Genomic DNA, 26,917 nt, shown 5'->3' with positions numbered 1-26,917 from the left:
AAAAGGAGGAAAAGCTTTCCTCCTTTCTAGTTTTACTTGTTTCTGCCCAAAATTTCTTCAGCTTGTGCTCGGAACGTTTTTGCGCCTTCTTCTGGTGTAATTTTCTTAAACAGAATTTGTTCTGAAACATCCTTCAATGCTTTCATTACTTCCGCACTTCCAAGTGGATCAGGAGGATCTGCCTGGCTTGCATTCTGTGAAGCTCTTTCCACATATTCGAAGATTTTCGTTTCTTCTTCTGTTAATTCAGGCTTGATGGCTTCAATAACCTTAGAAGAAACTGGAACACCTCTGTCGCCTTTAATCAATTTGTTTGCCTCTACATCGTTTACAAAGAAATCAATGAATTTCGCAGCTTCTTTTTTATGCTCAGAGCTTTTTGGAACAGAGAAATACATACTTGGCTTTAAGAATAAAGCTGTTTCTGCTGATTGCTCTGGCGGTAGATTAAGAGTAAGCGGAGAGTCTGTCAATTGAGCAAACCCTAAATATTGGTTAGACCAGTTCCAAGTCATCGCAGCATTGCCTTTTACGATAAAGTCATCCTCAAGTCCTTTAACCTGTGCTTGAACATCAGGTGTTGGGAATGCGTTATTAGCAAGGAGCTCAAGCTGTAAGTTAAAGTAATCTACAAATAACTTGTCATCTGTATAAGCTAATCCGTTGCCTTCTTGGTTATAGAAGCGCTCTCCCTGTGTTCTTAAATAGTAAGGGAAAAATACGTCTGCCGGGTTCATCCCGTTCGTACCGTACTTGTCTGTTGATTTTTGAACATCTGTTGCCATCTGCACGAAGTCTTCCCAAGTCCAATTTTCATCATTCAGGTCAACACCAGAGCTTTTAAGCATGTCATCATTTGTAATAACAGACAGAACATTGGAGCCTAAATTAAAACCGTACATGCTATCGCCGATTTTACCGCCTGATAAAGTATTTTCATCAATCGAGCTCACATCAATGCTTCCATCCTCCGTATATTTTGTTAAGTCTTCCAGCTGGCCTTTTTCCCCGTATTGGGAAAGATAGGCTGTATCCATCTGAATAATGTCAGGAAGCTGGTTGGCAGCTGCCATAGGTGCTAGCTTCTTCCAATAATCATCAAAGTTGGCGAACTCTGCTTCAATTTCAACATTCGGATTCGCCTTCTCATACATTTCAATTACCTTCATTGTGTAATCATGCCTTGGCTGTCCGCCCCACCATGCTACACGCAAAGTAATTTTTTCATCTTTGCCTCCTGAAGTCTCTTTGCCGCTAGAACTGCAGGCTGCTAAAGAAAAAAGTAAAAGAAAACTTAAAGTGATAAGGCCTAGCTTTTTCATATATTGCCCTCCTTTATTGAAAGTGCTTACATCCTTAATTTAATGCATTTTTACTTTCTCTGTAATGGAAAAAACAGATATGAATGTGCAAAAAACAGATATAAATAAAACGCTTTCAAACAAGGTTTTGAGCTTTGCGATAATCTGACGGTGTATAACCGGTATACTTTTTAAACACTTGGCTGAAATATTGCGGATTATCCCCAAACCCTATCATATCTGCCAATGTCACCATTTTGACATCATCATTTTCCGTTATATAAGCGATTGCTTTTTCAATTCTCCATTTCGTCAAATAAGCAGAAAAGCGCTCCCCTGTTTCTTGTTTAAATAATTTTCCAAGATAGTCAGGGTTCATATACAGCATCTCATTTGCGACCAGCTTTAAGGATAGATCTGGATTGGAAAAATGGGTTTCAATTATATCAATCACCTTGCTGATTACAGATGATTGCTTTGTCACAAGCCGCGCACTATATATTTCCGACAGCTGTGCTGCACAATCCTTCAGATAATCCTTCATCTGCTGAACAGTCTCCATTGCCAGCAATTCTGTTGTACCAGTATGCAAGTCTAGCTCTTCGTCTTTATCGGCTTTAATTATTTCCTTATAAAGCTGAATACAATGAGATTTTGTCCGGTGGATGCCAAGCCGTTGATTCGCCATAGTGGCAAACAGACTGTCAAGCACACCTAGTGCCTCCTCTTTGTTTCCAGACTTGATTCTTAAAGTTATTTCCTGCTCATCCAAGGAAAACGGTTCGCTACATGTTTGATTTCTAACAGGTGTAATATTGGCAGCTGTAATCAGCTTGCCTGTGCCGATATAGAATTTATGTCCGATAAATTCACAAGTTTGCTTATACAGTTTCTTTATTTCTTTGAGAGCGCCAGATTCGCTTAATGCAGCAGTTGTTTGCACATTGTATTTCGAAGAAAACTGGGACTGTATGTCTGTCACAAAATGTATTACATCCTGCCTTGATTCCACTACAATGATGGCCTGTTTCCCGATAACTGTTGACAGCACAAGTTCAGGCACAAGCTCCGCAGCCATTTCTGCAAGGTAGGTTAAATATTCATTAGAATCCTCGCCCTCCACTTCCAAAAGAGCAAGCATGACTTGCTTATGTCTGTCTTTTATGTCAAATAAGTGTTCATACCGCGTAAAATCATGATTAGTCTCTTTGCCTGCAAAAAGCTCTGTTAACAGCTGTGCCTTCATATATGGCTGAATTTTCTCTAAATTCTCTTCGAGAAGGAGGAATTTTTTATTCTGCTGTTTTTTTGCCTCCAACTCCTTAATGATGTCTTGCAAGGCAGCAGTGATTTTCTCTTCATTGCAAGGTTTGAGCAAGTAGTTTTTGACACCATATTGCATTGCCTGTCTTGCATATTCAAATTCTCCAAAGCCTGACAAGAGAATAAAGCTTGTAGCAGGAAACTCTTCATACACTTTTTTAGCTAAGGCAATACCATCCATTCCTGGCATCTTTATATCACTGATTACGATATCCGGTTGATGTAAGACAATTTTTTCATACGCATCGACGCCATTTCGCGCCGTAGCCACAAGCTCTGTATGGAGCATGCTCCAGTTGATGACGCTTGAAATTCCTTCCACGATAATTCTTTCATCATCAGCCAGCAATACTTTATAGGTCATCTGATACCACCCCTTTGAATTGGTAAAATGACTGTTACAGCTGTGCCTTTTCCAGCGAGATTCTCAATTTCCAAACCATATTGCTCACCAAAACCGAGCTTTATGCGCTGATCAATATTATTTAGGCCAATCCCGGTTCCTTTTGGTTTAATAATGCCTTTTTTTATGTATAGTAGTGTATTTGGATCAATACCAGGTCCGTTATCCTCCACTCGGATATACAGTAATTGTTCAGTCTCTACTGCTGATAGTTTAATAGTAGAGACATCAAGAGCAGGCTCCACTGCGTGCTGAAAAGAATTTTCTAAAAGCGGCTGAAGTGTTAGTTTCGGGATATGATGGTGCAGCACAGAAGCAGGTATATCCATTTGAAAATCAAGCCGATCGGCAAACCGATAGTTTTGAATCGTCAAATAGCTTTGGACAATGTCCAGCTCCTTTTCCACTGTAATAATATCTTCATTAAAATTAATAGAATTACGCATGAGATGGCCAAGTGCTTCCACCATGCTGGAGATTTGCTGCTGCTTATTCGTTTTCGCCAGCCAGTTGACCGATTCTAACGTATTGTATAGAAAATGCGGATTAATTTGTGCTTGCAGTGCTTTGAACTCGGTTTCTTTGACTAACAGCTGTTTAGAGAAATTTTCCTTGATCAATTCATCAATACGCTGAACCATTGTCTTAAAATTTCGATATAGCGTTCCAACCTCATCCTCTGGCATTTCATCTACCTTAAGTGATTGCACAGCTAAAAAGTTACCTTTTTGCACCTCCTGCATGGTGGAGGCCAGCTCCTCGATCGGATTGGTAATTCTCTTTAAAAATCCAAAACCAATTGAAATCAGCAGGATAAATAAAAACGTGAATAATAGCACCATCGAGTATTTGACTGCTGTAATTTTGGAAAACATCGCATGAAAGGGGATGATATTCCAATATGTCCAGTCCTCAAAATTTGTGGCAATATGATTTACGAAATATCTTTCGCCGTTTATTTTCTCAATACCATAGCCTTGCCCCTTCTTTGTGATGAAATCAAAATCACCTAAATCATGGGTACCCTTTTGTGAGTAAAAAACTTGGCTGCTGTTAGAGATAACGATATTACCGCCGACCTCTCCTTGTGTAAGCGGCAGACCGGCAACGATTTTATCAAGGTTGACCCGAATCATCAGCTTGCCAATTCTGTCAAAGTTTAAATTCTCATACGAGCGCAGCAGGCGTACAGAAGTCAAAAATTCATCCACACCGTCTATTTCCATCCAATAATTTTTGCCTTCATACCTGTCAGCGCTGTACATAGCAATGCGCTTTTCCTTTTCGCCAAGCGGTTTAGAGCTTGAGCCCGCTAAGAATTCTCTCCCTGAAGAATCATAAAGATAGATAGAATGGATATACCTTTCCGAGCCGACGTAATTGGCTAACTCCTCCTCCAGCTTTTGCTCGAGCCGGTAAATATCATAGCCAGTAACCTCTCCCTGCAGCTCCAGCAAAGCTGATTGTATTTGCGGATCAACGGCAATATTAAAGCTTACCTCCTCGATGCGTTCCAGCTCTTCTTCAATGGTATTGGATGACATCATTAATACCTGTGATGATTTTGCATATATTTGTTCATCATATAGGCTAAAAGCATATTGGAGACAAATTAATACGAGCGCAAGAGTAACGACCATAAGAAGTGTGATGCGAATAAAGAGCTTTCCATTCAGTTTCGTATTTTGATAGATTGTGATGATTGATGCCCATGTTTTTCTCATAGAACGAAAGTACTCCTTTATTGTCTTATCTCCTTTACTGCAAGACTTGTTCCTTAGCTGTACCTTTGTCCATGCTGCTAAATGCCTTCATAGCAAAAGCAGTGACAACCAATGCAAATAAGCTTCCACTGAAAAATATAATCACCGTTACGTGGATCAGACTGATTAAAATGGCACCAACTGCTCCTGCCAACATTCCAATCGTGTAAAATGGTCTAGAAAAGCCAATTAGAACTGCATACTTAAATGTTTTTGATAACGGAATATCATAGTGTACGTACACGGGAAACACCATTAAGAACACAATGGTAAAAATGAGCAGCAGAATCATAAAAATTAACGCAAAAACGGATGTTTCTTGGCCCATCCAGCCGAATATAACAAAATCAACATAAAAAACAGCCATTACCGTTAATAAAATCCAGCTTAATTTATTGGCGCGCCAGAATTCCCGCTTATAAGCATGCATAAATGTGCGATAAACAGGTATATCCGTGTGCCCTTGCAGCCATTTTCGCGTGACCGTATACATAGCAACCGTTGATGGTCCAATTCCAAATACAATGAACCCGACAGCAGTAAAGAATGCCCATAATAAATTTAGATAGGCAAGCCTTGTCACCCATTCACAAAAACGATAGATACCATTTGTGACGAAATGATACATAGTAATCCCTCCATCATCCATCTTATTTATTTAAGCGCTTTCATTCCTCCTTTTAGTTTAATGAATTATGACCGCCAAGAAGTGCAAAAAAACAGACATTCATGTTTAATAATCAGTGATTTGCTAACAGAAAGCCTGGCCGATTTACTTTGCTGTCTGCTATTATTATAAAGCACTTCTCCCAGTATTTGAAAGATACTAGCAAATAATAAGGAAATTCTACCATAAAATAGTTATCCTTTTTAAAAACCAGAAGACTAGAAGCAAACATTTGTTTATAAAAAAAGATGCCTGCATCATCTATGCAGTGCATCGTTTTTTATTTGAACCATCCTTTTCGCTTAAACCAAAGGATCATGATGACCCCTAAAACAATCATAAAAGTTAGGGAAAACAAATAGCCATAGCGCCAAGACAGCTCAGGCATATGTTCAAAATTCATGCCGTATATCCCAGCGATAAAAGTAAGCGGCGAAAAAATCGAAGTGATGATTGTCAGCACTTTCATGACATTATTCGTCTGATGGGAATTAAGAGATAAATAGCTGTCTCTAATATCTGCTGTGATTTCACGGTTGGACATAACCATTTCCGACAGCTTAAGCAGATGGTCATATATATCGGAGAAATACTCCCTTCTCGCATTGATTCCCTTTAGATGATGGGAGTTGAGCATGCGATACAGCAAATCACGCATGGGATGGACAGTATGCCGTAAGTTTAAGAGGGAATATCTTGCATCAAAAAGCTCTTCCATTAAGGCATTCATTGATTTATTCTGGGTATTATCTTCTATTTTGTCTAAGTCATCCTCTAAACTATAGAGGAGAGGAAAATAGTTATCGACTATTTTATCAAGGATTTGATAAAACACATAATAGGTGTCCCATTTTTCTATTTTCTTGTGAGAAAGAAGGATTGTCCACACTTGAGATACTTCGATTGCAGGTGAAGAATGAAAGGTGACGATAAAATTATCTCCCACAAAAAAATCTAATTCCTCCTTCATGAGTTCACCCTCTTCTTTGCGAAGAATATGTGTTACATAGAAGGCATGATTGTCATAATAGTCAAGCTTCGGACGCTGGAGCCGGTGGACACAGTCCTCGACCGCCAGTGGGTGAAAATGAAAGACATCAATCAGTTTGGTAATTTCCTCTTCTGTCGGACCGTTAAAGTCGACCCAATACCATTTATATGCGGATATATTTAAGTCATTGATAGAAACATTCAGATCCAATCGATTATCTTCAGTAACGCCAATGATTTGAATCACCTAAAAACAGCCCCTTTTAGTCTAGCTTCCTTTTGCGTATCTTTCCCAACCATCCCTTTTCTTACTATAACATTCCCCCTTTACTACATAAAAAAACAGGCCGGTAGCCTGTTTTACTGGATGACAAAACTTACACCTAAATAGCCGAAATAAAGGGCCTGACCGAAAAATAAAATGCCCCAGATAAAGGCGGGAATGATTTTTGTCATCTTGGCAAGACTTGTAGCATCTCCTGCAGTCATCGGTTTTTTAAAGCTTAAATGAAGCACAATAAAGGCGCTTTTTATTGACTGTATAAAAATAATACATGTTAACAGCTGTAATGTATGTACTTTCAGTAACATGCTGCCGTAAACGGTCAGCCAAAGAAAAAAGCTGCTCGCACAAATAATCCACAAGATACCATATAAATTGCGTATCCACAATACAAGTGCTGTTAAACAAATACCTGCATAAATGTACAGCAAGAGCTCAAATGCCCCAATTGTTATCAGCCAGATTGAAAAGAAGGAAAAGGCAGAAGCAAATAGATAGCCAGACAGTGTTGTTACAAACCTGCTGAACCAGTTGGCATGTTCGGTGAAAGCCAGTCCTTCAGTATTTGCGAATAAATGAATTTTACGTACCTTTCCGCCACATATTATCGCCGCAAGCCCATGGCCGACTTCATGAATTAATGTTTGAATAACAGCAACATATCTTCCGAGCACGGGAATATGCAGAAAAATTACCGCCACAATTAGATATAATAAAAAGCTCGTTAAAGTCAAAGTCGTGTCCTCCTGTCATTTGATGCTTATATATTAAGGGAGAAATCTTAAAAAAGCCTAAACATTACATGCAACTATGTTAAAAAAAATGCCGTTTGTCCAAGCAATTACCTGTCACTCATCATTCAATATACTATAATGCCAGAGCAAAGGAATGATTATGGTGAATTTACAAGAAATAAAAGGCCCTTATGATTTAATGCTCGGAATCGGCAGCTGGTGTGGTCCTTCCTTGAATTTAAGAAGACATAATTTGCGCAGATTTGCCTTTCCCCTTGATTGGATGGTTTCCAACTCCGTTGCTGATGTGACAAGATTAATCAACAACCGCTTTCAAGGATTTATGGATTTTCCAAATCTCGTACTTACAGAAGGAACCTCCAGTTCCCTTGATGATGGAGTAGCTGTCATGCCAGCACAAGGCGGAACAGAACCAGTTAATGCCCATTTCATTTACGATACAGTATATAATATAACATCTGTGCATGATTTCCCAATCGTCCCTGGACAAGATTGGACTGTAACGTATCCAGCTTACAAGGAAAAGCTGCAAAAACGGATTGCTAATCTGTTTGAAAAGCTAGAATACAGCCCGAAAATTTTATTTGTGAGATGGGGTTTTGCTACCCAAGAAGAAGCGCTCGCCCTTCATGCTGCCCTCTCAACATTAGTAAAAGGGGATTTCAATTTACTGCTCATGCTGCCAGTAAACGGAATAAAAGGAATGCAGGAAATGTACTGGCCATATCCGGGAATATGCGCTGTTCAGGTGCCAATTGAAGAGCCGAATAATGATTCTATTTGGGACGAGGTCTATAACGGACTGTCATTGACAAATTTTTGGCCATAAGCACTAAAAGCCATACAGCACTCCGTGCTGAATGGCTTTTTTATCTCATATAGCTGCTTATTCTTCTCGCATCAGCATTCCCTTTTCGAACCAAAATACAAATACTTTTAAGATTGAGAGCATGATGATGCTTGATACAAATCCAAGTGCCCAATTCCAATGATGGTACTCGACAAGAGAAGTAGTTCTTTCTACAATAACACTGTAAGTTGGGGCAATCGTTCCAAACAGAAGAAAATAAAACAGAGTTTTTACATACCGGCCCTTTTTTGGATAATACAAGATAAACAGCATACCGATCGTTGGAAAAAGCAAGTAATGAAGGGTAAAGCTTAATTTCGTCGCGTTCGGAAATTCACGATACGGAAATGCGACTAATTGCATTTTTATTTGTACAAATTCATAAAGCCATGCAATGGACTGGGAAAACAAGAATGTGATTTGTGCCACCCGTTTATTGCTATTACGTATGTTCAGAAATATAATAATCGGTACAGCAGCCCATATAATCATTAATATCCAAAATTCTTTATGCATGGTGTCTCACCTTAATCCTCTTTTAAACCATTTGTAATACTTATGGCTCAAATATAATATGAGCATGACACTAAAATAACTCCAATACCATTGCCATTTATGATAATCCACCAACTTTGTAAATCTTTCGAGTATGAACTCTATGCAGGTAAAAAAGCCGGCAATCAACAAATAATAGAACAACTTAGGAATAACTCTTCTTGATGATGGATAATACAAATTAAACAAAATAGCTGTTATTGGAAACAAGAAGAATTCAAAATATAAACTTGATCTGTAATCATTATTATCATTAGGAAACAATTGCACCGGATATTCAATCCACTTCATTTCTACGACAAATAATCCAATCGGCCATGAAAAGAATTGAATAGACAAAAAAAGAATAAAAGCATCCCTTGCTTTCTCAGCTGGGATGAATCGCCATGCAATCACAAAGCTGATAATAAGTATGCCTGCTAAAATCAAGCGTTCCATCACCAAAAACAATCACCTCAAAAGGGTTAGGTATTCCCATATTATACCCAGTTGATAACATACTATGTGATTGCTTTTTATTAAGAAACCCTGCTTAACAGCAGGGTTTTCCTTTTTTATTTAATACGGATACTTTGACCAACCTTCAGTTCAGTCGCATTAACATTAGGATTAAGATTTTTTAATGTTCCATGCTTGATATTTAAACGTTCTTCTATATCCCAAAACGTGTCTCCTGCTTTAATTTTATACGTTGTGGAAGCGGCTTTTTTCTTTAAGTTAAAGGCTCGCTCAAGCCCTTTAACATGTCCTAATGCAACTGCATCAAGGAAGTCATCATTCTTTAAAAGGTTAGCATCCTTGCGAGTGTCGATGAATAAGCTTTCTGTCAAAATTGCAGCCATATCAGATTCTCTCAATACATGCAGATCGGATGCTTTTGTCCCCCTGTCGACTACATTATAAGATTCAAGTTCATCCATGATTGCATTATGAATGGCTGCATGAACCTTACCGGTTCTGCTTGAGATTGCAAGTGTGTTGTAGCGGTAATCTTCATAGCCTGTTCCGCCGCCCGCATTGATATGCACAGACAGAAAAAAGTCAGCATTCCAGCTGTTAGCAGCATCTGTCCGCTGATCAAGACTCAAAAATTTGTCTGTTGTGCGGCTCATTTTCACCTCAACATCTTCGTAGTCCTTCAACAAAGCTTGTATCTTTTTAGCAATCTTTAACGTTAAGTCCTTTTCCTGCAGCCCATTACCGACGGCACCAGGATCAGATCCGCCATGCCCTGGATCAATAAATATTTTTGTCATACTAACCATCTCCTTTTTAGAATTAGCGAGTATGGATCAGCACAGAAGAAAAGGCATTCATGTTTCCAAATAATAAAATAAGTAATATAGTTATAACGACTCTTTTCTTTTACCGATCGACTAATATTAATATATGATTATTTGAAATTTTTGTGAAAATTAGTGATGAAGGGCTTCTAGACAAGAAAAGAACAGTTGCTAACGGCATATTTACTGTTTAAATTATTGTTTTTATAAAAAAAAGATATCCAATTGGATATCTTCGAAAAGTTTAACAAACTACCCCCTATTCATTTTCCTTGCTTTTGCTTTTCTGCTCTTCCTTTTTTATATAAGCATAAATAAATGCGGTGACAGTTTGGATAATCAGAAAAACGGGAAGAGAATGGACAAGTTTATAGCCATTTTGCAAGGTGATAATATGCAGCAGGCTAAATACAAATTGTGCTCCAATACCAATACCTGCCCAAACGACAATATACAAAATGCTAAATAGACCCCGTATCCGCAGCACTTCATAGAAGTAATTATAGCAATAACCGAACGGTACAAACAGCATATAGTACACAAAGTCAAACAGCTCATAATGATTAATATCATTCACTCTATAATAATCAAGCCGGCCGCCACCGATGGTGAAATCGAACACCACCCCGATTGTGAACCCCCAAACAATACTTAATATAGTCAGTTCTGTTGACAGCACCTTTGGCAAGATAACCATAATCGCGTATGTGACTCCGACGAAAATCAGCAAAGCAATTTCATTCATATCAAATGTTCCGATTAATTTCATACCGTTTTACCTTCTTTTTGAATAATGGACTGGTAGAAATAATGAATTACTAAAGCACCGCAAAAATAAAGGACAAAATAAATATAATCAAGACTTAGATTCCACTGCTTTGTTTCAATCAAATTACCTGCGAGTGCCAACAAAATAAAAGCGAATAAACACATCGCTCCTCCTAATGTAACGAAAATGGTTTTTAATCTAGTCGTTTTTGTCAGGATGATGTTTATATAAATAATTGCCGCTACTGGTGTAATTATCGTCCGAAACAACAAAAAAGCCGTATATGCTTGTGTTGTATCCGCAATTTTCACTAAAACAAGCTCCTCGTAAATAATCCAATTCCAATGGATGCTGACAACAAGCATGATTAGAAAAATAATCATATTTTCCCCTTTTGATATCACCTTTTTTTGCAGATAAAAGATGGCCGTGATTAGCCATGCAAAAAAGAAAAAAATAGAAAACAGCATTTTTTTCACCTACTAGATATTTTTTTTAGCTTCCCCCTTTCGCTTTATCCTATACGAGAGGCTTTGTGAATAATCGATAACTTTCTTCCTGGACAAGCCCGAACAAATGGTTGTAATTCAACATATTGTAGTTAAGAGGGATAAAGGAAGGTGTGATACGATGAATTGGAAAAGATATTTAATCATTACAGCTTCAGCTTTATTGATTTTGTTAATGGGCATCGGTGCATTTATATATGAAAATTCTAATAGTGCTGCAGTGGCTGATAGCTCTGAAACAAAGGCTAATAATAGCTCTGCAACTGAGTCAGAGCAACAAAACGAAGCAGAAAGCAGCTCTAGTCTTTCAGTTTCTAATAATATTGAAAACAATGTAAGCGGCCAAGCTAAAGCGGAAATTGAGAGTTCGATTCAGAATGAAGTGGAAAATAAAGACGCAAATATTAAAAACAATATAACTAACTCTATCAGCGATGAAGCAGAAGTGAAACTGACAAATAAACTGGAGAGTCTCTTAAACGGCAGCTTAACAGGTACTTTAAATAATACAATCAACAATGAGGTAAACAGTACTGGGCCAACAACCATTGAAAATAATCTGATAAACAATATTCAGCTTCAAGTTAATGTCGAAGTTACAAATGGTATTACAACATCAGGCAAAGAGACAAACGCAGAAAACGACAGCAAGGAGAATAACGATAACGAAAATGCAGGAAGCGAGGAAGAATCAGCTAATAATAATGCAAGTTCTTCAAAGGAAAAACCTGCCTATATTTGGGGCATAGACTCTGCCAGTGCATCTACAGATGAATTCTATGCTTGTGTGAATGAGAACTTCGGTAATCCTAAAGTGGTAGCCCGCTATTTGGGCCACAATGAAGGGGTTTCTGCTGGTTTAACAAATGAGCAAATCGACTTAATTCATGAAAAGGATGCAGACGTTTTGCTTATACACAACGGCTTTACTGATGCAACAGGATATGATAATGGAGTCAATGAAGCGAAGGAAGCGATTGATCTTGCAAATGAATTAGGAACACCAGATGGAGTAGCAATATTTGCAGATATTGAACCGACTTACCCAGTCGATGCTGCCTTTATTGAAGGGTGGTATGATGAAATAACTGCTTCTAATTTCGAGCCAGCCATATATGGCGTGTTTGACAATGGCAGTGATTTAGTAGATTCCTTCAACGAAGCTGCTCAAAATAAACAAGAAGTAAAGGATGATACCTTTATTTGGTCAGCATCGCCAAGCATCGGTATCACCACAGAACAAGAAGCACCTGATTTTGATGTCGACGCACCTGAAGGATCGTTGGCATACGGCTGGCAGTATGGAATAAATGCTGAAACCTGTAATATTGACACAAACCTGTTTGACAGCAAATTAACAGAAGTATTGTGGAGCGCATAATCAAATACTGGTATGTTACAGGACTTACTTACCTGTAACATACCAATTTTTCATGGAATTATATAGACTATTTTACCTAATTATTATAAGCTACGATAGAATACAGCATATAGTGAGTACTTCCAACAGCTAGCTTTAGCTGCTAAAATTTTTGGCCATTTCTAAAAAAAGGCACTCAAGAGGATATCTTGATCCATCTAAAACGAGCACGCAAAACAAAAGCAGCTCAAGCCGTATGATGCACTAGATGAAAAAAATAAAAAGTCTTCTCAGAAGGTGTGCGTTCCACCCATCAAGCCTATCAACAAATCGTAATCATACTAGAGTCTTAAGGCATGTTAGGGCTGTTTGAAACACGAGCCTTTTGAATGATGTGAAACACCGCGCTCCTTCCTATAATGAGGAGTAATAGACATAAAAACACAGGGGGAAATATGAAAATTTATTTGGTCATTTTACAAGTTATTTATTTACTATGTCTCATACCTTGGCTGCCGATATGGGGACTTTCTTTTATGAGCTTTGATGGAGGATTCAGCTTTTATAATATTCTATTTGTCTTAATTGTCAGCTTGTATCCAGTTGCCTTTATTGTCTGTACGATTCTTTCGTGGATATTCAGAAACAAACGAAAAAAAACTGCCATTATTATTAACTTAATTCCTATTATTTGGGTCGCAGCATTTGCTTTCGTTTTATTTACATTTAATTTTTCTTAAAAAAAGGGCTATGTAAGGCCCTTTTTTTGTTTCCGCTTTAAACTGCTTGCTGCAAGGATAACAGTAATTTATAGCGTGCATACTATCCTTACTACTATTATTTTTGGAGGCAGACAATGAGTAATATTTTAGGAACTATGTTCGCTAAAGCTAAAAATACATTGACGCAGACAGCAGAAACGGTACGCAACAGCATACTTGCAAACAAAGAAGGTGCAACTATATCTGTCATCGGCTTAGCAGACTATATTGAAACACATCAAGATACAAAAAAAGCCACTCAATTCTTATTAGGAGATTTTTATCATTTTTATGTTTTAGAGGCAGAGGGAATACATTATTATTTAGAGAAAAAAAGTGACTATATTCTTCAGTTGGATGCTTCGATGGATGACCAAATCCTTGTTGCTTATCGCTCTTACCGGGATAAGCAGCATTTACAGGAAATGTTTTCTTTTCCAATTCAAAAATAACACAACGCCGTTATCTTCGGCGTTGTGTCCGTCTTGGCTTTGCACAATTCAAATCAGTGCGCAGTTTCATGAAGCCAGAGATAAGTCTGGCAGTGCTTCCTTCGTGTGTTCTTTCATTCGTTTTTCTTTGCACGCATTCAATTAACAGCTCGTCACATCTGCAGCTTGAGCCGTATCTTGCTACACAATCATCATGTTTTTTACAGCATGAATCTACGTAGTTGATTGGCGCTCCTGGGCCGCTGCAGCCTGGGCCACAGTATCGATAACCGCCTGGCAGGCAAAATCCCCTGCTCCTTTTATTTCTTTTCATCTTTTCACCTTCCATAATAAAGCTTCCTCCTAGCATTTTATGGAATGGAACGAAAACGGTTTGGCTTCCCACCTATGGCAATAAAAAAATCACTTATGCTGTATGCATAAGTGATTTTTTTGCTTTTATTGTTTTTGGAAAATAGTAGATATAATTTTATTTGTAGACATGGAGCTGTCGATTTTATATGAGCCAGGCTTCAAGTATTTTTCGACACCTTTTTTTTCTACTTCTTTAGAAAATTCGAAGCCGCTCATTTTAATGATATCAGCATCTTTCAAGGCGTTTCCAACATCAATACTTGTCATCCCGTTTGATACATAAATGCTAGTGCGATAGACAACATCACCATTGCTCTCTGTATCTTCACTTGCTGATTTTTTAGCAGCATCGACTTTTTCCTGCCATTGCGTTTCTGTCTTTTCAGCTTCTTCTTTTGTTTGTACAACATAGCCGGAAGAAGCGAGTAGTTCTTCCATCTCTTCAACAGTCGGTGTTTTAACCGCTTCTGTATTTGTATCCTCTGTCACAGCAGTTGTTGCAGGTTCTGCTGCTTTTGGTGTATCTTCCTTAGTCACATAATAGGCAACACTGCTAATGGCTGCCGCTAAAAGTAAACCTGCTGCAAAACTGCTTATGGTACTAGGCTTCATTTACAACAGATCTCCTTTCTTCTTTCTCCATAATATAAGGAGCAAGCATTTTTTCCACTTGTTCAACTGACAGCTTTTTTTGGCCGGCAATTGTTTCAATGGAATATTTGCGACGGTGCAAGTCTAAAACTTCTCTTAATTTAACGCGATCAGCTAATGCTAATCGAACGCCAGATTCTTTTTCAATGATCTCTATATCGAGCTCTAGATTGCGAACTTGTGTCTGCAGCTGTGTCAGCTCTTCCGTAACAGAAAGGTGAATCATATCGATTTCCCTTTGTTCTGCTTTTGCTGTTTTACGGCTTCTGATTGTGGAAGCAAATAACAGCACCACTGCAGCAATAAATAAAATGGCTAAAGTCCATTCCATTACTTATCAGATCCTCCCTCTTGTTAGAATCTACTATTCTAATAATTTATTATACATCGTTTCCCGCTTTTTTTCGATTATATTCTACAAATTCCTCCGATAGTAAGATAATATTGTGTCCAAAAAAGGAAATTTGTCCATATTAATAGTTATATTGAACCTTATATTTATCAGTAAAACTAGATATTTATAGTCTAAACGCCTCTTTTATTTCCCCAAACCAATGCATGAAGCTGCGGAAGAACGCGAACGTCATTCATTTCACTCGTGTTCATAGTGAGGTCAATCAGCCATTCATATTTCGTTAACAGCTTTTGCAGCAATTCTTCATTATTGCCATTTGTAATGTCATCATTGCCTACTTGCAAATAAAAAGGCACATTTGGGTAGCGTTGATGAACATGAATAGCATATTCATAGTCTGCTTCATCAAAAACAACCACCTTCAAACTGAACAAGCTGTTTGCATCTGACAATTTCGTGATGATGTCATCTAAAATGGCAAAATTTGTTTTCATTCCAGAGCTTGGCGGCTTAGGCGAAATGGTCAGATCATCAATTTGCTCAAACCAGTCTTGCCATTTGCTTCCCTGTGTTTCTAAAGCCAACTGGATATTTTTTTGCTTTGCCAGCTCAATGAAATGGCGAAGGTTTGTCAGTAGGGCTGGATTTCCCCCTGAAATAGTGACATGGTCGAAGCGATCTCCGCCTAATTCAGATAATCGTTCCCAAATTTCCTCTGCTGTCATTTGGATAATATCATCTTTTCCTGTGCCATCCCATGTGAAAGCAGAATCGCACCACGAACAGCGATAATCGCACCCGGCAGTGCGGATAAACATTGTTTTCCTGCCCACAACCATCCCTTCTCCTTGGATTGTCGGCCCGAAAATCTCTAGCACCGGTATTTTGCTCATCCCATCCATTCCCTTCTTGCTTCTGCAAAACTCGTAGGTGTCTCATATAGCTTGATATACTCTACTCTCAGCTTTTGGCTGTCATTATTGTATTGTTTTAATTCTTCATTTAATTTTTCATACATCCACACAACCATGTTTTCTGCAGTTGTATTCATATGCGGCAGTGTTTCATTTAGATAGCGGTGGTCGAGATATACTTCTATTTTTTCCTTCCAAATGTTTTTCAGATCACCAAAGTCAATGACAAGTCCGATATCATTTGTTAAACCGCTCACTGCTAGAATAACTTTATATGTGTGCCCATGTAGATTTTTGCATTTTCCTTCATAACAGTGAAGATGGTGTGCAGCATCGAAAGTAAATTCCTTGGAGATTAGCACTCTTTTCTGATGATAATTCAACTCTTCTTTTTTTATGTCCTGGCCGATTTTCTGCAGGTTCTCCACAATTCGAAAGCCGAAGAAATTAGTGTCCATTATACATGTGCCTCTTTCTTTCCTTCAAGATATTTATCTAGTCCTGCTTTTCTAAGCAAGCATGAAGGACATTCTCCACAGCCGTCTCCGATTACTCCTTCATAGCATGTCAACGTCTTTTCTCTCACATAGTCCAGTCTGCCTAAATCGTCTGCAAGCTTCCAAGTTTCCGCCTTATCCAGCCACATTAAAGGTGTATGAATGACAAAGGATGTGTCCATGGAAAGATTAAGTGTTACATTAAGGGATTTAATGAAGGAATCACGGCAATCAGGATATCCGCTGAAATCTGTTTCACAAACGCCTGTAATGATATGCTTTGCACCAATTTGGCTTGCTAAAATAGCCGCAAAAGACAAGAAGACAAGATTTCTGCCTGGAACAAATGTAGAAGGAAGCTCCCCATTTTCGCCTTCTTTCACTTCAATATCACTTCGAGTCAATGCGTTCGGTGCCAGCTGATTTAATAATTCCATATCTAGAATATGATGTTTCACACCAACCTCTGCAGCAATATCAATTGCACATTGAATTTCTGCTTTGTGTCTTTGATTATAATTAAAGGTAACAGCTTCTACCTCTTTGAATGTTTCTAAAGCCCAAAACAGGCATGTAGTGCTGTCCTGGCCTCCGCTGAATACAACAACTGCTTTTTCATCTCTTAACATAATTAAAAATACTCCCTTTCTACCATTACAACTAATGCCCAATTACCAAAAAAAAACAGCACTCCAAGATAGAAGTGCTGCTTCTTCTTAGTTTTTTTTAAGAGGGGGGCTACAACCTCTCCGATCTAATATTAAGCGGCATAATGCCTTTGACTGTTAAAAAACTCAATCACTATTATATCGTAAAATAATGAAAACACAAATCAGAAAATAACTGCCAAATTTTTAAAAGAATCAACTAGGCAGCTTGCTTTTGCAAAAGATTCCGATCCACCAAATATGCCAGTGCTACTCCGATTGTGTAACGAAGTAAATCAATCCACAGAAAACCCTTGCCAAGGATAAGTCCACCAAGCAATGTATTACGGAATTCAACCAGCCAATCTCCTTGATATAATTGACTAAATTCAATCAGCCAGCAAAATAACAGTGCGAGCAGGATGGAAAATAGATAATGATTTTTCTTAACAAAGAGCCTTAAACCAAAATAAATCATACTAGCCCAGATCACATCCCCAAGATGGGATTGGATCACTTGCGGATAAAAGGCTGTATATCTGGAAGATAATCCGATCAATATGCATATTAGGATTGCTGTTATATATTTTGCCATCCTGTTCATTTTTGGGCACCAGCCTTTTTATTAATCCTGTTCCATTCTACTATTTTATAGGCACAAGTTGAAACAGATATGCCTGGCATATTTAACACTGATTGTCACAAGCTGCTTTCTCATACACTTCTTCTAGCTCTGAGACCGATAATTCAAAAAGGTGCAGTGATTCCTTCTTATATATACCGAGTCCAATCAGCTTTTCAATCAGCAAGTCTTTTTCGTCACTATATTGAGCGTTGTCAAACCCCATTATTTCTGCCTCCTGTTACTATTCGATTTTCGTCTTTTATAGGAAGGAAATAAAAAAGTCCTCTTCTTGACAGAAGAGGACTGTATCATTCATACACTTAGTTCGTGCAACCATGCATTTCTTCCTCTTATCTGTAAGACCGAATAATCGCGTCCTTGGAATTGGCACAGTATTCATCTCGTAAGATGAACCCGCTGCCGAGGTTTCATAGGGCCAGTTCCCTCCACCTCTCTGGATAAGTTTTGAAATATAATATTTGGATTTTATTTAATCATATTATGAAGTTAATGTCAATATATTCTCATGCTCCTTTAACGTTTCTATCAGCTCTGTGTCACTCATCGGTTTTTGTGCAGGTTTTGAAAATAAATAACCTTGAAACAGATCATAACCCATTTCCTGTAGAAAGTGAAAGTCTTCCATATGCTCAACACCTTCAGCGAGCGCGAGCGCACCGATTCTTTTGCTGCGAATTAGCACCTCTTGTGCTAACTGTTGCTTCTGTGAATCTTTGCTCACACCATTTACATATTCAATCGCAAGCTTCACAACGTCAGGTTCCATTTTTTCCAATTTGTCTATCTGGTTATAGCCTGTTCCCACATCGTCAAGTGCATACTTAAAACCATGTTTTCGATAATAAGCAAGAATAGACTTTAAATGATCGAGATTTTGCACGTCATCTGTTTCAACTACTTCAAATACTACTTGTGATGGCTTCACACCAAGTTCCTTAATTAAAGCAAATGTACTTGCAAGACAGTGCTCCGGTACATAAATAGCTGTCGGGATAAAGTTAATAAAAACAAGCTTATCTTTTACAACGCCTGCATTGCGGACAGATTGGAGACGGCAAGCTCGATCTAATGAAAATACGCGGTTGCGCAAGCTCGCTGCCTCAAACAGTTTATTAGGAGGAATTATTGCCCCGTATTCATCAAGTCCTCTTGATAACAGCTCATGTCCATAAATTATCGGTTTGCTGTCTTCTATCCGGACAATTGGCTGATAATGTGTGATAATCCTGTTTTCTTCTATAACCTGATCTATCCAAGCAGCCTCCCTTTCTTCTGTGAATAGATGAATTGGTTTTTTTCTGCTCTTATTTTTATCCGGATTCCATATATCAGCTTCCGCAGCTGTTATTCCGTATTCGCCGAGGTGTACAGCTGCGTAATCGACAAAAGAAAAAAAGACTGGTTCTAGTAGCCAGACTGTGCAAGTATTCACGATTTTGAATGCATCAGGCGAGCTGCCCTTTAAATATTTAAGGAGCACGTTCATTGAGTGAGCATCTGGAAAGAAGACACTATAGCCTTTAGTACTCGGTTTACAAACATCACAAACCACGATTCATTTCCTCCTGTTCATCTCTTTGTCTAGTCGTTTATCGTTCTAATTTAATCAACTTTAAATAATGAATCTAAAATAGTGCTATTTTACTATAACTTGGAGCAGTATAGCTTTCAAGGAATACGACTTATTTCCTGGTAGGATATTAATGTTTTTTATTTCCTATTTTGGGAAACATAGAAGGAAAAGACATAGTAAGGAGATGGATGGTTATGGACAAGCATGAATCATTATGGAGGGATACAGTTAAACTTCCTTCCTTTCCTAAGCTCACTAACGATCATGAAACAGAGATTTGTATTGTCGGCGGAGGTATTACTGGTTTAACTGCCGCCTATTTACTTGGAAAAAAAGGACGTCGTGTCACACTGCTGGAAGCTGATAGCTTGATGAGTGGAACAACAGGATACACGACAGCAAAAATTACGGCGCAGCATGGACTTATTTATGATGAATTGAAGCAAAACATGGGATTAAAAAAAGCGAAGCTCTATTATGAAGCAAATCATAACGCCATGGAATTTATAAAAACAGCAGCTGAACAATTAAATATCGACTGTGGACTAGAGAAACATGATGCTATCCTTTATGCAGTATCTGATGAATATGAAAATAAGGTAATGAAAGAGCATGCTGCCTACAAAGAAATTGGCATAGATTGTGAACTGCGTGAGTCCATACCTTTTCCAATTGAAGTGAAGGCCGCATTAGTAATGAAAAATCAGTATCAATTCCACCCACTTCTGTTTTTCAAAGAATTACTAGATAAAATGGATAATGTAACAATATTTGAACAGACAACAGCAACAGATGTGGAGGAACAACAGGAGAAAAAAGCAGTAGTTACTAGGGACGGCTACAAGGTACATGCAGATAAGGTAATCAGCGCCTCTCACTTTCCCTTTTATGATGCAAATGGCTTTTATTTTGCCCGTATGTATCCAAAAAGATCTTATGTCGTTGCTGTGGAGGAAGCAGATAAATATCCTGGCGGTATGTACTACAGTGCTGATACTCCTTCAAGATCGCTCCGTCCGGTGTCACATGACGGCAAAAGATTAATTTTAATTAGCGGAGACAGCCATAAAACGGGACAGGATGAAGATACTACTAAGCATTATGAAGCACTTAAAGCGTTTGGACGAGAGGTTCTTAACAGTGAAAAGGTATATTATGAATGGTCGGCACAAGACTTGATTACACTTGATAAGATCCCATATGTAGGACTTATTAAAAAGGGGCATGACTCGATTTATGTAGCCACAGGCTATCGGAAATGGGGCATTACAAACGGGATAGCAGCAGCTTTGTTGCTTGTTGATATGGTTGAAGGTAAACAAAATCCATACGAGGAGTTGTATGCTCCTTCCCGTTTTTATTCTGACCCATCTTTGCGAAAATTCATCAGCATAAATTTAGATGTTGCAAAGCATCTTATTGGCGGAAAGCTGAAACCTGCCAGCGATGAGGAGGAATTGTCTCCAGATGAAGCATCCATTCTCCGCATAAACGGAAAAAAAATCGGCTGTTATAAAGACACTGATGGCAATGTTCATATGGTTGATACAACCTGCACCCATCTTGGCTGTGAGGTCGCTTGGAATAATGGGGAAAAATCATGGGATTGCCCGTGTCACGGCTCGAGATTCTCTTATGATGGCGAAGTGCTGGAAGGCCCTGCCGATAAACCGCTGCAAAAATATCAATAACATAAAAACAGGACAGGAAAACATGTTTTCCTGTCCTGTTTTTTTACTTACCTATAATTTCTGTTAATTGTTGCAATATTTTTCCTGATACGATACCGCCATGATAGCAGATGACTGTTTCAATATCATAGTTTAAAAGTTTTGCAACAGATGCTAGTGCTTCATCCATATTCAATGTATGCTGAGGTGCTGGTCCTAGTAAGTTGCCGTCCGAACAAGTCAGTGCATCACCAGCAATCAATGTTTTTGTTTGTTTCACATAAAGGCTCACATGGCCAGGTGTATGACCAGGTGTAGCAATGACTTCAATGCCAGGAAATCCCTCTACCTCAGCACCGTCTTCAAGAGTATTTGTCACTTTCGCTGATGGCGGGTTTTCATAAAACGGCTTCAAAGCATCTGGAATAGCCGCCCATTTTTCTGCTGTCATATTTTCACCGTTCATCTTAATAAGGGGGAGTTCTCCTTCTATATAAGGTTTTTCCACTTCATGAGCAAATACAGACAAATTAGGGTTTACTGTTGTCAATTCAGGCAGACTGCCGATATGGTCTAGGTCTTGATGTGTTAGGATAATTGCTGACAGCCTTTCAAAAGGAACATCTAGTTTTGACATTTCATTTTTAAATACAGGAAGCAAGCCTGGCATCCCAGTATCGACTAATATCGCCGTCTTTTCATTCCAAATCAGTGTAGGAAAAATAGTAAAGCCGCCAAGATTAATCTCTAATGCTCTTAAATTCCAATTTACAGTCACTTGTTTTCTCCCCTTTACCGTTATTTTACTATTTCATTATGGTATATTCAGGGAATTCAGTCAAATATAAAATATTTAATCATATCACAAAAATAATATTTTGTCAATATTTAATGCATTAAAAACAGCCTGCAAGACAGGCTGCTTTTAACTTTATATTAATCCATGATTTTGCAAATATTATTAGTGAAGTCAACTGGGTCTTCAATTGGAAGTCCTTCAATCAGCAATGCTTGATTATACAGCAGATTCGTATAAAGGCTAAGCTTCTCTTTATCTGCTTCTAACGCTGTTTTTAATGATTGAAAGACAGTGTGGTTCTTGTTAATTTCAAGCACCTTTTCTGCCTGGACGCCTTGGCTGTCGGGCATCAAGTTAAGAACCTTTTCCATTTCAATCGTCAATTCGCCGCTTGTTGATAAACAGACTGGATGAGACTTAAGGCGTGTAGATATTTTAACATCCTTGACCTTGCCGCTAAGAGCTTCCTTCATAAAGTCTAACAATGGTTTGTTTTCTTCCTCAGCATCTGCTGTGTCTTTATTATCCTCATCAATCCCAAGATCACTTGCAGAAACGGATTTAAATTCTTTGTCATTAAAAACACGCAGCATCTTGATGGAAAATTCATCAATATCATCTGTGAAGTAAAGTATTTCATAGCCTTTTTCCGCTACTGCTTCTGTTTGTGGAAGCTTGCTTATTCTGTCGATAGAATCTCCCGTTGCATAGTAAATGTATTTTTGCTCCTCTGGCATTCTCGATAGATATTCATCTAAGGATACGAGCTTCTTCTCTGTGGAAGAATAGAACAGCAGTAAATCCTGCAGCATTTCTTTGTTGGCACCAAAGTCACTGTACACGCCATATTTAAGCTGTCTTCCGAATGATTCGAAAAATGCTTCGTATTGTTCTCTCTCATCCTTTAGCAGCGCTTTTAATTGACTTTTAATTTTTTTAGTAATATTTTTTTCGATTTTTTTCAGCTGTCTGTCATGCTGCAGCATTTCTCGTGATATATTCAAGGATAAATCCTCAGAATCTACGAGTCCTTTCACAAAGCTGAAATAATCAGGGAGCAGATCGGCACACTTCTCCATGATTAAGACGCCATTGGAATATAGTTCAAGTCCTTTTTCGTACTCTTTAGAGTAATAGTCAAACGGAGTCTTTTCTGGAATATACAAAATAGCATTATAGCGAATCGATCCATCTACACTTACATGCAGATGTGACAAAGGCTTGTCAAAACCATAACGTTTGTCCTCATAGAAACGCTGGTAATCCTCGTCTGTAAGCTCACTTTTGTTTTTTCTCCAAATTGGCACCATGCTGTTGATAGTTTGCTCTTCGACAAACTCATCGAACTCATCCTCTGTTCCTTCTTTTGGAGCAGATGTAGTCACATCCATTTTTATTGGATAGCGGATAAAGTCTGAATATTTTTTGATGATTTGCTTTAAACGGTAATCTTCTAAAAATTCGTCGTATTGGTCATCTTCACTGTTTTCCTTCAATGATAAGACAATTTCCGTTCCAACCTGTTCTTTTGCCGTTTCCTCGATTGTGTAGCCATCCGCACCCTTTGATTGCCACTTGTAGGCAGTGTCACTGTCAAGGGATTTTGATGTAACTGTGACAACATCTGCTACCATAAACGCCGCATAAAAACCTACTCCAAATTGGCCGATAATATCATGGCCGTCTTTCAGCTCATTTGCATTTTTAAAGGCCAGAGAACCGCTTTTAGCAATTGTTCCTAAGTTATTCTCCAATTCTTCCTTCGTCATCCCGATGCCTGTATCCGTAATCGTCAATGTCCGATTTTGCTTATCTGCTTTTATCTTTATATAATAATCTTCTTTATGGAAGGTAATGGCTTCATCTGACAATGCTCTGTAATAGATTTTATCAATTGCATCACTGGCATTGGAAATCAGCTCTCTTAAGAAAACCTCTCTTTGTGAGTAGATAGAGTTAATCATCATTTCGAGCAGCCTTTTCGATTCGGCTTTAAATTCTTTTGTTTCGACCATTAAATAATAGCTCCTTTCAAAAGTAAGAATAATATGTAGTCCAGTTTAGCACTTTAAGCTTCAGAGTGCTAACGATTATTTAATACCATATATTTGGAATTATGTCAACAAAACAACACATTGAAAAAGCCTGCTGTCATAAACACAGCAGGCAATGATATTAATAAGGATCAGAAGGATGTGACACATCTTCTGCTGTTTGCACAGCATCTTCCATTTGATCAACTCTTGTTTCTGTTATTTTTTGGATTGCTTCTGCAATCCGTTTTCCGTAATCTTCATCACACTTTGTACACATGTCGATCATTTTCTCTTGAATTTCTGTACGGCAAGCTGCAAGTGCGGAGGATAAGTTGCTTATAAGCTCATCTCTTTCAAAATCTGTAAATCTTCGGTAAGTTTCGCCAGCTTGTCCAAAGTTATTTTCACGAGAGATTTTTTCCCTTTTTACATTGCCTTCCACATATGGTTCATGCTCTTTGCCTGGATTTTCTGCTTCTTTTAAGCCGCCGATTACAGAAGGCTCATAATTAATATGCGGATTTTGGTGTTTGCCGAATTCTGTTCGGAAGTCCATTTGTCCGCCTTCTTGATTAGTAGCAACATGTTTTTTCGGTCTGTTGATAGGTAATTGCAGATAATTTGTTCCCACTCTGTGTCGCTGTGTATCGGAGTAAGAGAAAGTTCTGCCTTGCAGGAGCTTATCATCGGAAAAGTCCATTCCGTCGACGATTACGCCTGTTCCAAAAGCCGATTGTTCCACTTCTGTGAAGTAGTTCTCTGGATTTTTGTTCAAGACCATTTTGCCGACTGGAAGCCAAGGGTAGTCCTCTTTATACCAAAGCTTTGTAGGATCAAGCGGATCAAAATCCAATTCTGGGTGCTCTCCATCCTCCATGATTTGCACATAAAGCTCCCATTCAGGATAATCGCCTTTTTCAATTGCTTCATATAAATCCTGTGTTGCATGGCTGTAATTTTTCGCTTGAACTTCATCTGCTTCTTTTTGCGTTAAGTTTCTGATACCTTGTTTAGGCTCCCAATGATATTTTACAAGCACAGCTTTGCCTTCTGCATTCACCCATTTATAAGCATGCACTCCAGAGCCTTGCATTTGCCGGTAATTGGCAGGAATACCCCATGGTGAAAATACAAAGGTAATCATATGCATCGATTCTGGTGTCAATGCAAGGAAGTCAAACATTCTTTCAGGATCAGACAATCCTGAAACAGGATCTGGTCGGAAGGAATGAACCATATCTGGGAATTTAAGCGGATCGCGGATAAAGAAAATCTTTAAATTATTCCCGACTAAATCCCAGTTGCCATCTTCTGTATAAAACTTAATGGCAAACCCACGTGGATCTCTCAATGTCTCTGGAGAATGGACTCCATGAACTACAGTGGAAAAACGGATAAACAGCGGTGTCTGCTTGCCTTTTTCTTGGAAAATCTTTGCACGTGTGTATTTAGAAATAGGTTCATCACCAACAGTGCCGTATGACTCAAAATAACCATGTGCACCAGCACCTCTTGCATGAACAACCCTTTCAGGGATTTTTTCGCGGTCAAAATGCGTAATCTTTTCTAAAAAATCATAGTTCTCCAATGTGGTTGGCCCTCGGTTGCCAACGGTTCTTACATTTTGGTTGTCTGTTACAGGATGACCTTGGCGATTTGTTAACAAGTCTTCGCCAGTCGGTTCATTCATCTTCTCTTCCATCCATTTCAACTCCTTAATATGTATAACCCTATCGTTACCAATTTAAGGATTGATATGCATAATTTAGTTAAACTTTACAATATTTTCATATGATTTTAAATTAACATCGTCATTCCAGGCGCATCTGTATCTCGTTCTTGAAAGCCTAATTTTTTATAAAAAGAATGCTTGCCTTTTGCCGAAAAAAGCTGAACAGTTTGAATCCCGCTGTCCTTACATTTTTGTAAAAGCTCTTCTATGACTTTTTTGCCCAAACCTTGTCCTTGCATATCAGGACTTACCATCACATCACATATAAGTGCCTGATATACTCCGTCTGAAATCATTCTGCCGAAAGCTGTTAATGTATTATTATGATAAATCGCTGTATAAAACCAGCTGCCTTTCGCTGCTTCAAATAATTGTTCTCGTGTATAATTTCCTTTTTTATTTTGAAGCAGTCCGCTGTCTTCATGGAGCTGTGCAAACTGTTCAAATGTCGGAAGTTCATTGGATATATGGAATTCCATCGTTATTCTCCTTAGTACGTTTCTTTATATAATATTTATACAATATTATTAATAAATATTCAATTGTTGTTTTTAAAAAAAACACCTTTTTAAAGGTGTTTACAGTTTAATTTTTTCTCGGGATAAAAAAGGAATATTATTACTATCCGCTTTATTGGCGGAAGCAGTGTCAAGTCGCTTCACTGCTAGATCGTCTTACCTAGCCATCTCATTTTACAGTTTAAATTTATGCTGTCTTTGCTTTTTCTTTTCTGCTTTTTAGAAAGACAATCAGAAAATACGTTACAGCAAGCAAAACAAATATAATGGATGAATATAATGCTTTTTCCTCCACTGAAAGGGGAAAAAACTCGACAGCAAATGTTGGAACATAGACGACTAATGGGATGAATGGTGCCCATGATTTAGACCACCATGCAAACGATGCCAGAAAAACGAAAGCAACTGCAGCTATTCCCAGCTTCCCAAGCAAACTGTCGATGATAAGGACAGGTGTGCCTTTATTACCGAAATACAATATGAAGAAAAAGGCTGCGGTAG

30 protein-coding genes and 1 riboswitch are annotated in these 26,917 nt (G+C 38.3%); of the genes, 5 read left to right on the top strand and 25 right to left on the bottom strand.

Going from position 1 to position 26,917, the window contains the following annotated elements; all coding sequences use genetic code 11:
* Positions 1-32: 32 nt before the first annotated feature.
* From ACLIJJ_RS00150 to ACLIJJ_RS00125, 6 genes are all read right to left on the bottom strand, one after another.
* On the bottom strand, positions 33-1,322 hold the full coding sequence (locus ACLIJJ_RS00150; protein ID WP_233313835.1) for an ABC transporter substrate-binding protein: 1,290 nt from the start codon (positions 1,320-1,322) through the stop codon (positions 33-35).
* 115 nt (positions 1,323-1,437) lie between these two features.
* Positions 1,438-2,988, bottom strand: a complete 1,551-nt coding sequence (locus ACLIJJ_RS00145) for a response regulator (RefSeq protein WP_411410402.1) — start codon at positions 2,986-2,988, stop codon at positions 1,438-1,440.
* Complete coding sequence (locus ACLIJJ_RS00140) at positions 2,985-4,751, bottom strand: sensor histidine kinase (protein WP_237941433.1); 1,767 nt, start codon at positions 4,749-4,751, stop codon at positions 2,985-2,987. Before ACLIJJ_RS00140 ends, ACLIJJ_RS00145 begins: the two co-directional genes overlap by 4 nt.
* A gap of 34 nt (positions 4,752-4,785) precedes the next feature.
* Positions 4,786-5,418, bottom strand: a complete 633-nt coding sequence (locus ACLIJJ_RS00135) for a YesL family protein (RefSeq protein WP_233313837.1) — start codon at positions 5,416-5,418, stop codon at positions 4,786-4,788.
* A gap of 319 nt (positions 5,419-5,737) precedes the next feature.
* The gene (corA, locus tag ACLIJJ_RS00130; RefSeq protein ID WP_233313838.1) at positions 5,738-6,694 is read right to left on the bottom strand and encodes a magnesium/cobalt transporter CorA; all 957 of its coding nucleotides are present in this window, start codon (positions 6,692-6,694) and stop codon (positions 5,738-5,740) included.
* Between the two features lie 113 nt (positions 6,695-6,807).
* Positions 6,808-7,464 carry a M50 family metallopeptidase gene (locus ACLIJJ_RS00125; protein WP_411410400.1) on the bottom strand — a complete coding sequence of 219 codons (657 nt, stop codon included), beginning with the start codon at positions 7,462-7,464 and terminating at the stop codon, positions 6,808-6,810.
* A gap of 160 nt (positions 7,465-7,624) precedes the next feature.
* Between ACLIJJ_RS00125 and ACLIJJ_RS00120 the strand changes: the two genes are divergently transcribed.
* On the top strand, positions 7,625-8,314 hold the full coding sequence (locus tag ACLIJJ_RS00120; RefSeq protein WP_237941431.1) for a DUF1796 family putative cysteine peptidase: 690 nt from the start codon (positions 7,625-7,627) through the stop codon (positions 8,312-8,314).
* Between the two features lie 57 nt (positions 8,315-8,371).
* On the opposite strand, the gene ACLIJJ_RS00115 is transcribed toward ACLIJJ_RS00120, so the two are convergent.
* From ACLIJJ_RS00115 to ACLIJJ_RS00095, 5 genes are all read right to left on the bottom strand, one after another.
* Positions 8,372-8,851: a CBO0543 family protein gene (locus tag ACLIJJ_RS00115; protein ID WP_411410399.1), complete on the bottom strand. Its 480-nt coding sequence runs from the start codon at positions 8,849-8,851 to the stop codon at positions 8,372-8,374.
* Positions 8,852-8,857: 6 nt separating this feature from the next.
* On the bottom strand, positions 8,858-9,328 hold the full coding sequence (locus tag ACLIJJ_RS00110; RefSeq protein WP_282581433.1) for a CBO0543 family protein: 471 nt from the start codon (positions 9,326-9,328) through the stop codon (positions 8,858-8,860).
* A gap of 116 nt (positions 9,329-9,444) precedes the next feature.
* Entirely contained in the window at positions 9,445-10,146 is a 702-nt protein-coding gene (locus ACLIJJ_RS00105; protein ID WP_233313843.1) for an N-acetylmuramoyl-L-alanine amidase, read from the bottom strand.
* A gap of 286 nt (positions 10,147-10,432) precedes the next feature.
* Positions 10,433-10,942, bottom strand: a complete 510-nt coding sequence (locus ACLIJJ_RS00100; RefSeq protein ID WP_411410398.1) for a hypothetical protein — start codon at positions 10,940-10,942, stop codon at positions 10,433-10,435.
* On the bottom strand, positions 10,939-11,421 hold the full coding sequence (locus tag ACLIJJ_RS00095) for a hypothetical protein (protein ID WP_411410397.1): 483 nt from the start codon (positions 11,419-11,421) through the stop codon (positions 10,939-10,941). The genes ACLIJJ_RS00100 and ACLIJJ_RS00095 overlap by 4 nt, the downstream gene beginning before the upstream one ends.
* A 151-nt stretch (positions 11,422-11,572) precedes the next feature.
* Here ACLIJJ_RS00095 and ACLIJJ_RS00090 point away from each other — a divergent pair, with 151 nt between their 5' ends.
* The 3 genes from ACLIJJ_RS00090 (at position 11,573) to ACLIJJ_RS00080 (ending at position 14,024) form a co-directional block, all read left to right on the top strand.
* Positions 11,573-12,832 carry a glycoside hydrolase domain-containing protein gene (locus ACLIJJ_RS00090; protein WP_411410396.1) on the top strand — a complete coding sequence of 420 codons (1,260 nt, stop codon included), beginning with the start codon at positions 11,573-11,575 and terminating at the stop codon, positions 12,830-12,832.
* Positions 12,833-13,266: 434 nt separating this feature from the next.
* A complete protein-coding gene (locus ACLIJJ_RS00085) occupies positions 13,267-13,551 on the top strand; it encodes a hypothetical protein (RefSeq protein ID WP_233313847.1) in 285 nt (94 codons plus the stop codon).
* Between the two features lie 116 nt (positions 13,552-13,667).
* Positions 13,668-14,024, top strand: a complete 357-nt coding sequence (locus tag ACLIJJ_RS00080; protein ID WP_411410395.1) for a hypothetical protein — start codon at positions 13,668-13,670, stop codon at positions 14,022-14,024.
* 10 nt (positions 14,025-14,034) lie between these two features.
* Here ACLIJJ_RS00080 and ACLIJJ_RS00075 read toward each other — a convergent pair whose 3' ends face one another.
* The 9 genes from ACLIJJ_RS00075 to ACLIJJ_RS00035 form a co-directional block, all read right to left on the bottom strand.
* Entirely contained in the window at positions 14,035-14,352 is a 318-nt protein-coding gene (locus tag ACLIJJ_RS00075; RefSeq protein ID WP_233313849.1) for a phospholipase A2 family protein, read from the bottom strand.
* Between the two features lie 110 nt (positions 14,353-14,462).
* A complete protein-coding gene (locus tag ACLIJJ_RS00070; RefSeq protein WP_233313850.1) occupies positions 14,463-14,990 on the bottom strand; it encodes an endolytic transglycosylase MltG in 528 nt (175 codons plus the stop codon).
* The gene (locus ACLIJJ_RS00065; RefSeq protein ID WP_233313851.1) at positions 14,980-15,360 is read right to left on the bottom strand and encodes a hypothetical protein; all 381 of its coding nucleotides are present in this window, start codon (positions 15,358-15,360) and stop codon (positions 14,980-14,982) included. Before ACLIJJ_RS00065 ends, ACLIJJ_RS00070 begins: the two co-directional genes overlap by 11 nt.
* Before the next feature lie 194 nt (positions 15,361-15,554).
* Positions 15,555-16,277, bottom strand: coding sequence for a 7-carboxy-7-deazaguanine synthase QueE (gene queE, locus ACLIJJ_RS00060; RefSeq protein WP_233313852.1), 723 nt, complete (start codon positions 16,275-16,277; stop codon positions 15,555-15,557).
* The gene (gene queD / locus ACLIJJ_RS00055; RefSeq protein ID WP_233313853.1) at positions 16,274-16,756 is read right to left on the bottom strand and encodes a 6-carboxytetrahydropterin synthase QueD; all 483 of its coding nucleotides are present in this window, start codon (positions 16,754-16,756) and stop codon (positions 16,274-16,276) included. The genes queE and queD overlap by 4 nt, the downstream gene beginning before the upstream one ends.
* Complete coding sequence (gene queC, locus ACLIJJ_RS00050) at positions 16,756-17,424, bottom strand: 7-cyano-7-deazaguanine synthase QueC (protein WP_233313854.1); 669 nt, start codon at positions 17,422-17,424, stop codon at positions 16,756-16,758. The genes queD and queC overlap by 1 nt, the downstream gene beginning before the upstream one ends.
* 238 nt (positions 17,425-17,662) lie before the next feature.
* Entirely contained in the window at positions 17,663-18,037 is a 375-nt protein-coding gene (locus ACLIJJ_RS00045) for a ribosomal maturation YjgA family protein (protein WP_411410394.1), read from the bottom strand.
* Positions 18,038-18,128: 91 nt separating this feature from the next.
* Entirely contained in the window at positions 18,129-18,290 is a 162-nt protein-coding gene (locus tag ACLIJJ_RS00040; protein ID WP_411410393.1) for a Fur-regulated basic protein FbpA, read from the bottom strand.
* Between the two features lie 124 nt (positions 18,291-18,414).
* Positions 18,415-18,532, bottom strand: a riboswitch (SAM riboswitch).
* Positions 18,533-18,566: 34 nt separating this feature from the next.
* Positions 18,567-19,640 (bottom strand): EAL domain-containing protein, encoded by a 1,074-nt coding sequence (locus tag ACLIJJ_RS00035; protein WP_237941424.1) that lies wholly within the window; start codon positions 19,638-19,640, stop codon positions 18,567-18,569.
* Between the two features lie 215 nt (positions 19,641-19,855).
* Between ACLIJJ_RS00035 and ACLIJJ_RS00030 the strand changes: the two genes are divergently transcribed.
* Entirely contained in the window at positions 19,856-21,352 is a 1,497-nt protein-coding gene (locus tag ACLIJJ_RS00030; protein ID WP_341076830.1) for an FAD-dependent oxidoreductase, read from the top strand.
* Positions 21,353-21,395: 43 nt separating this feature from the next.
* On the opposite strand, the gene ACLIJJ_RS00025 is transcribed toward ACLIJJ_RS00030, so the two are convergent.
* From ACLIJJ_RS00025 to ACLIJJ_RS00005, 5 genes are all read right to left on the bottom strand, one after another.
* Positions 21,396-22,109 (bottom strand): MBL fold metallo-hydrolase, encoded by a 714-nt coding sequence (locus tag ACLIJJ_RS00025; protein ID WP_411410392.1) that lies wholly within the window; start codon positions 22,107-22,109, stop codon positions 21,396-21,398.
* Between the two features lie 158 nt (positions 22,110-22,267).
* Positions 22,268-24,145 (bottom strand): molecular chaperone HtpG, encoded by a 1,878-nt coding sequence (gene htpG / locus ACLIJJ_RS00020; protein WP_233313860.1) that lies wholly within the window; start codon positions 24,143-24,145, stop codon positions 22,268-22,270.
* Positions 24,146-24,305: 160 nt separating this feature from the next.
* The gene (locus ACLIJJ_RS00015; protein ID WP_233313861.1) at positions 24,306-25,868 is read right to left on the bottom strand and encodes a catalase; all 1,563 of its coding nucleotides are present in this window, start codon (positions 25,866-25,868) and stop codon (positions 24,306-24,308) included.
* A 95-nt stretch (positions 25,869-25,963) separates the two neighbouring features.
* Positions 25,964-26,377: a GNAT family N-acetyltransferase gene (locus tag ACLIJJ_RS00010; RefSeq protein ID WP_233313862.1), complete on the bottom strand. Its 414-nt coding sequence runs from the start codon at positions 26,375-26,377 to the stop codon at positions 25,964-25,966.
* A gap of 226 nt (positions 26,378-26,603) precedes the next feature.
* Positions 26,604-26,917: hypothetical protein (locus ACLIJJ_RS00005; protein ID WP_411410391.1), on the bottom strand; the 314-nt coding region annotated here is incomplete at its 5' end.

It is taken from the genome of Niallia laureatilytica, assembly GCF_046613985.1.
Classification (GTDB): Bacteria; Bacillota; Bacilli; order Bacillales; family Cytobacillaceae; genus Niallia.
This window is presented reverse-complemented; position numbering and strand designations above follow the sequence as displayed.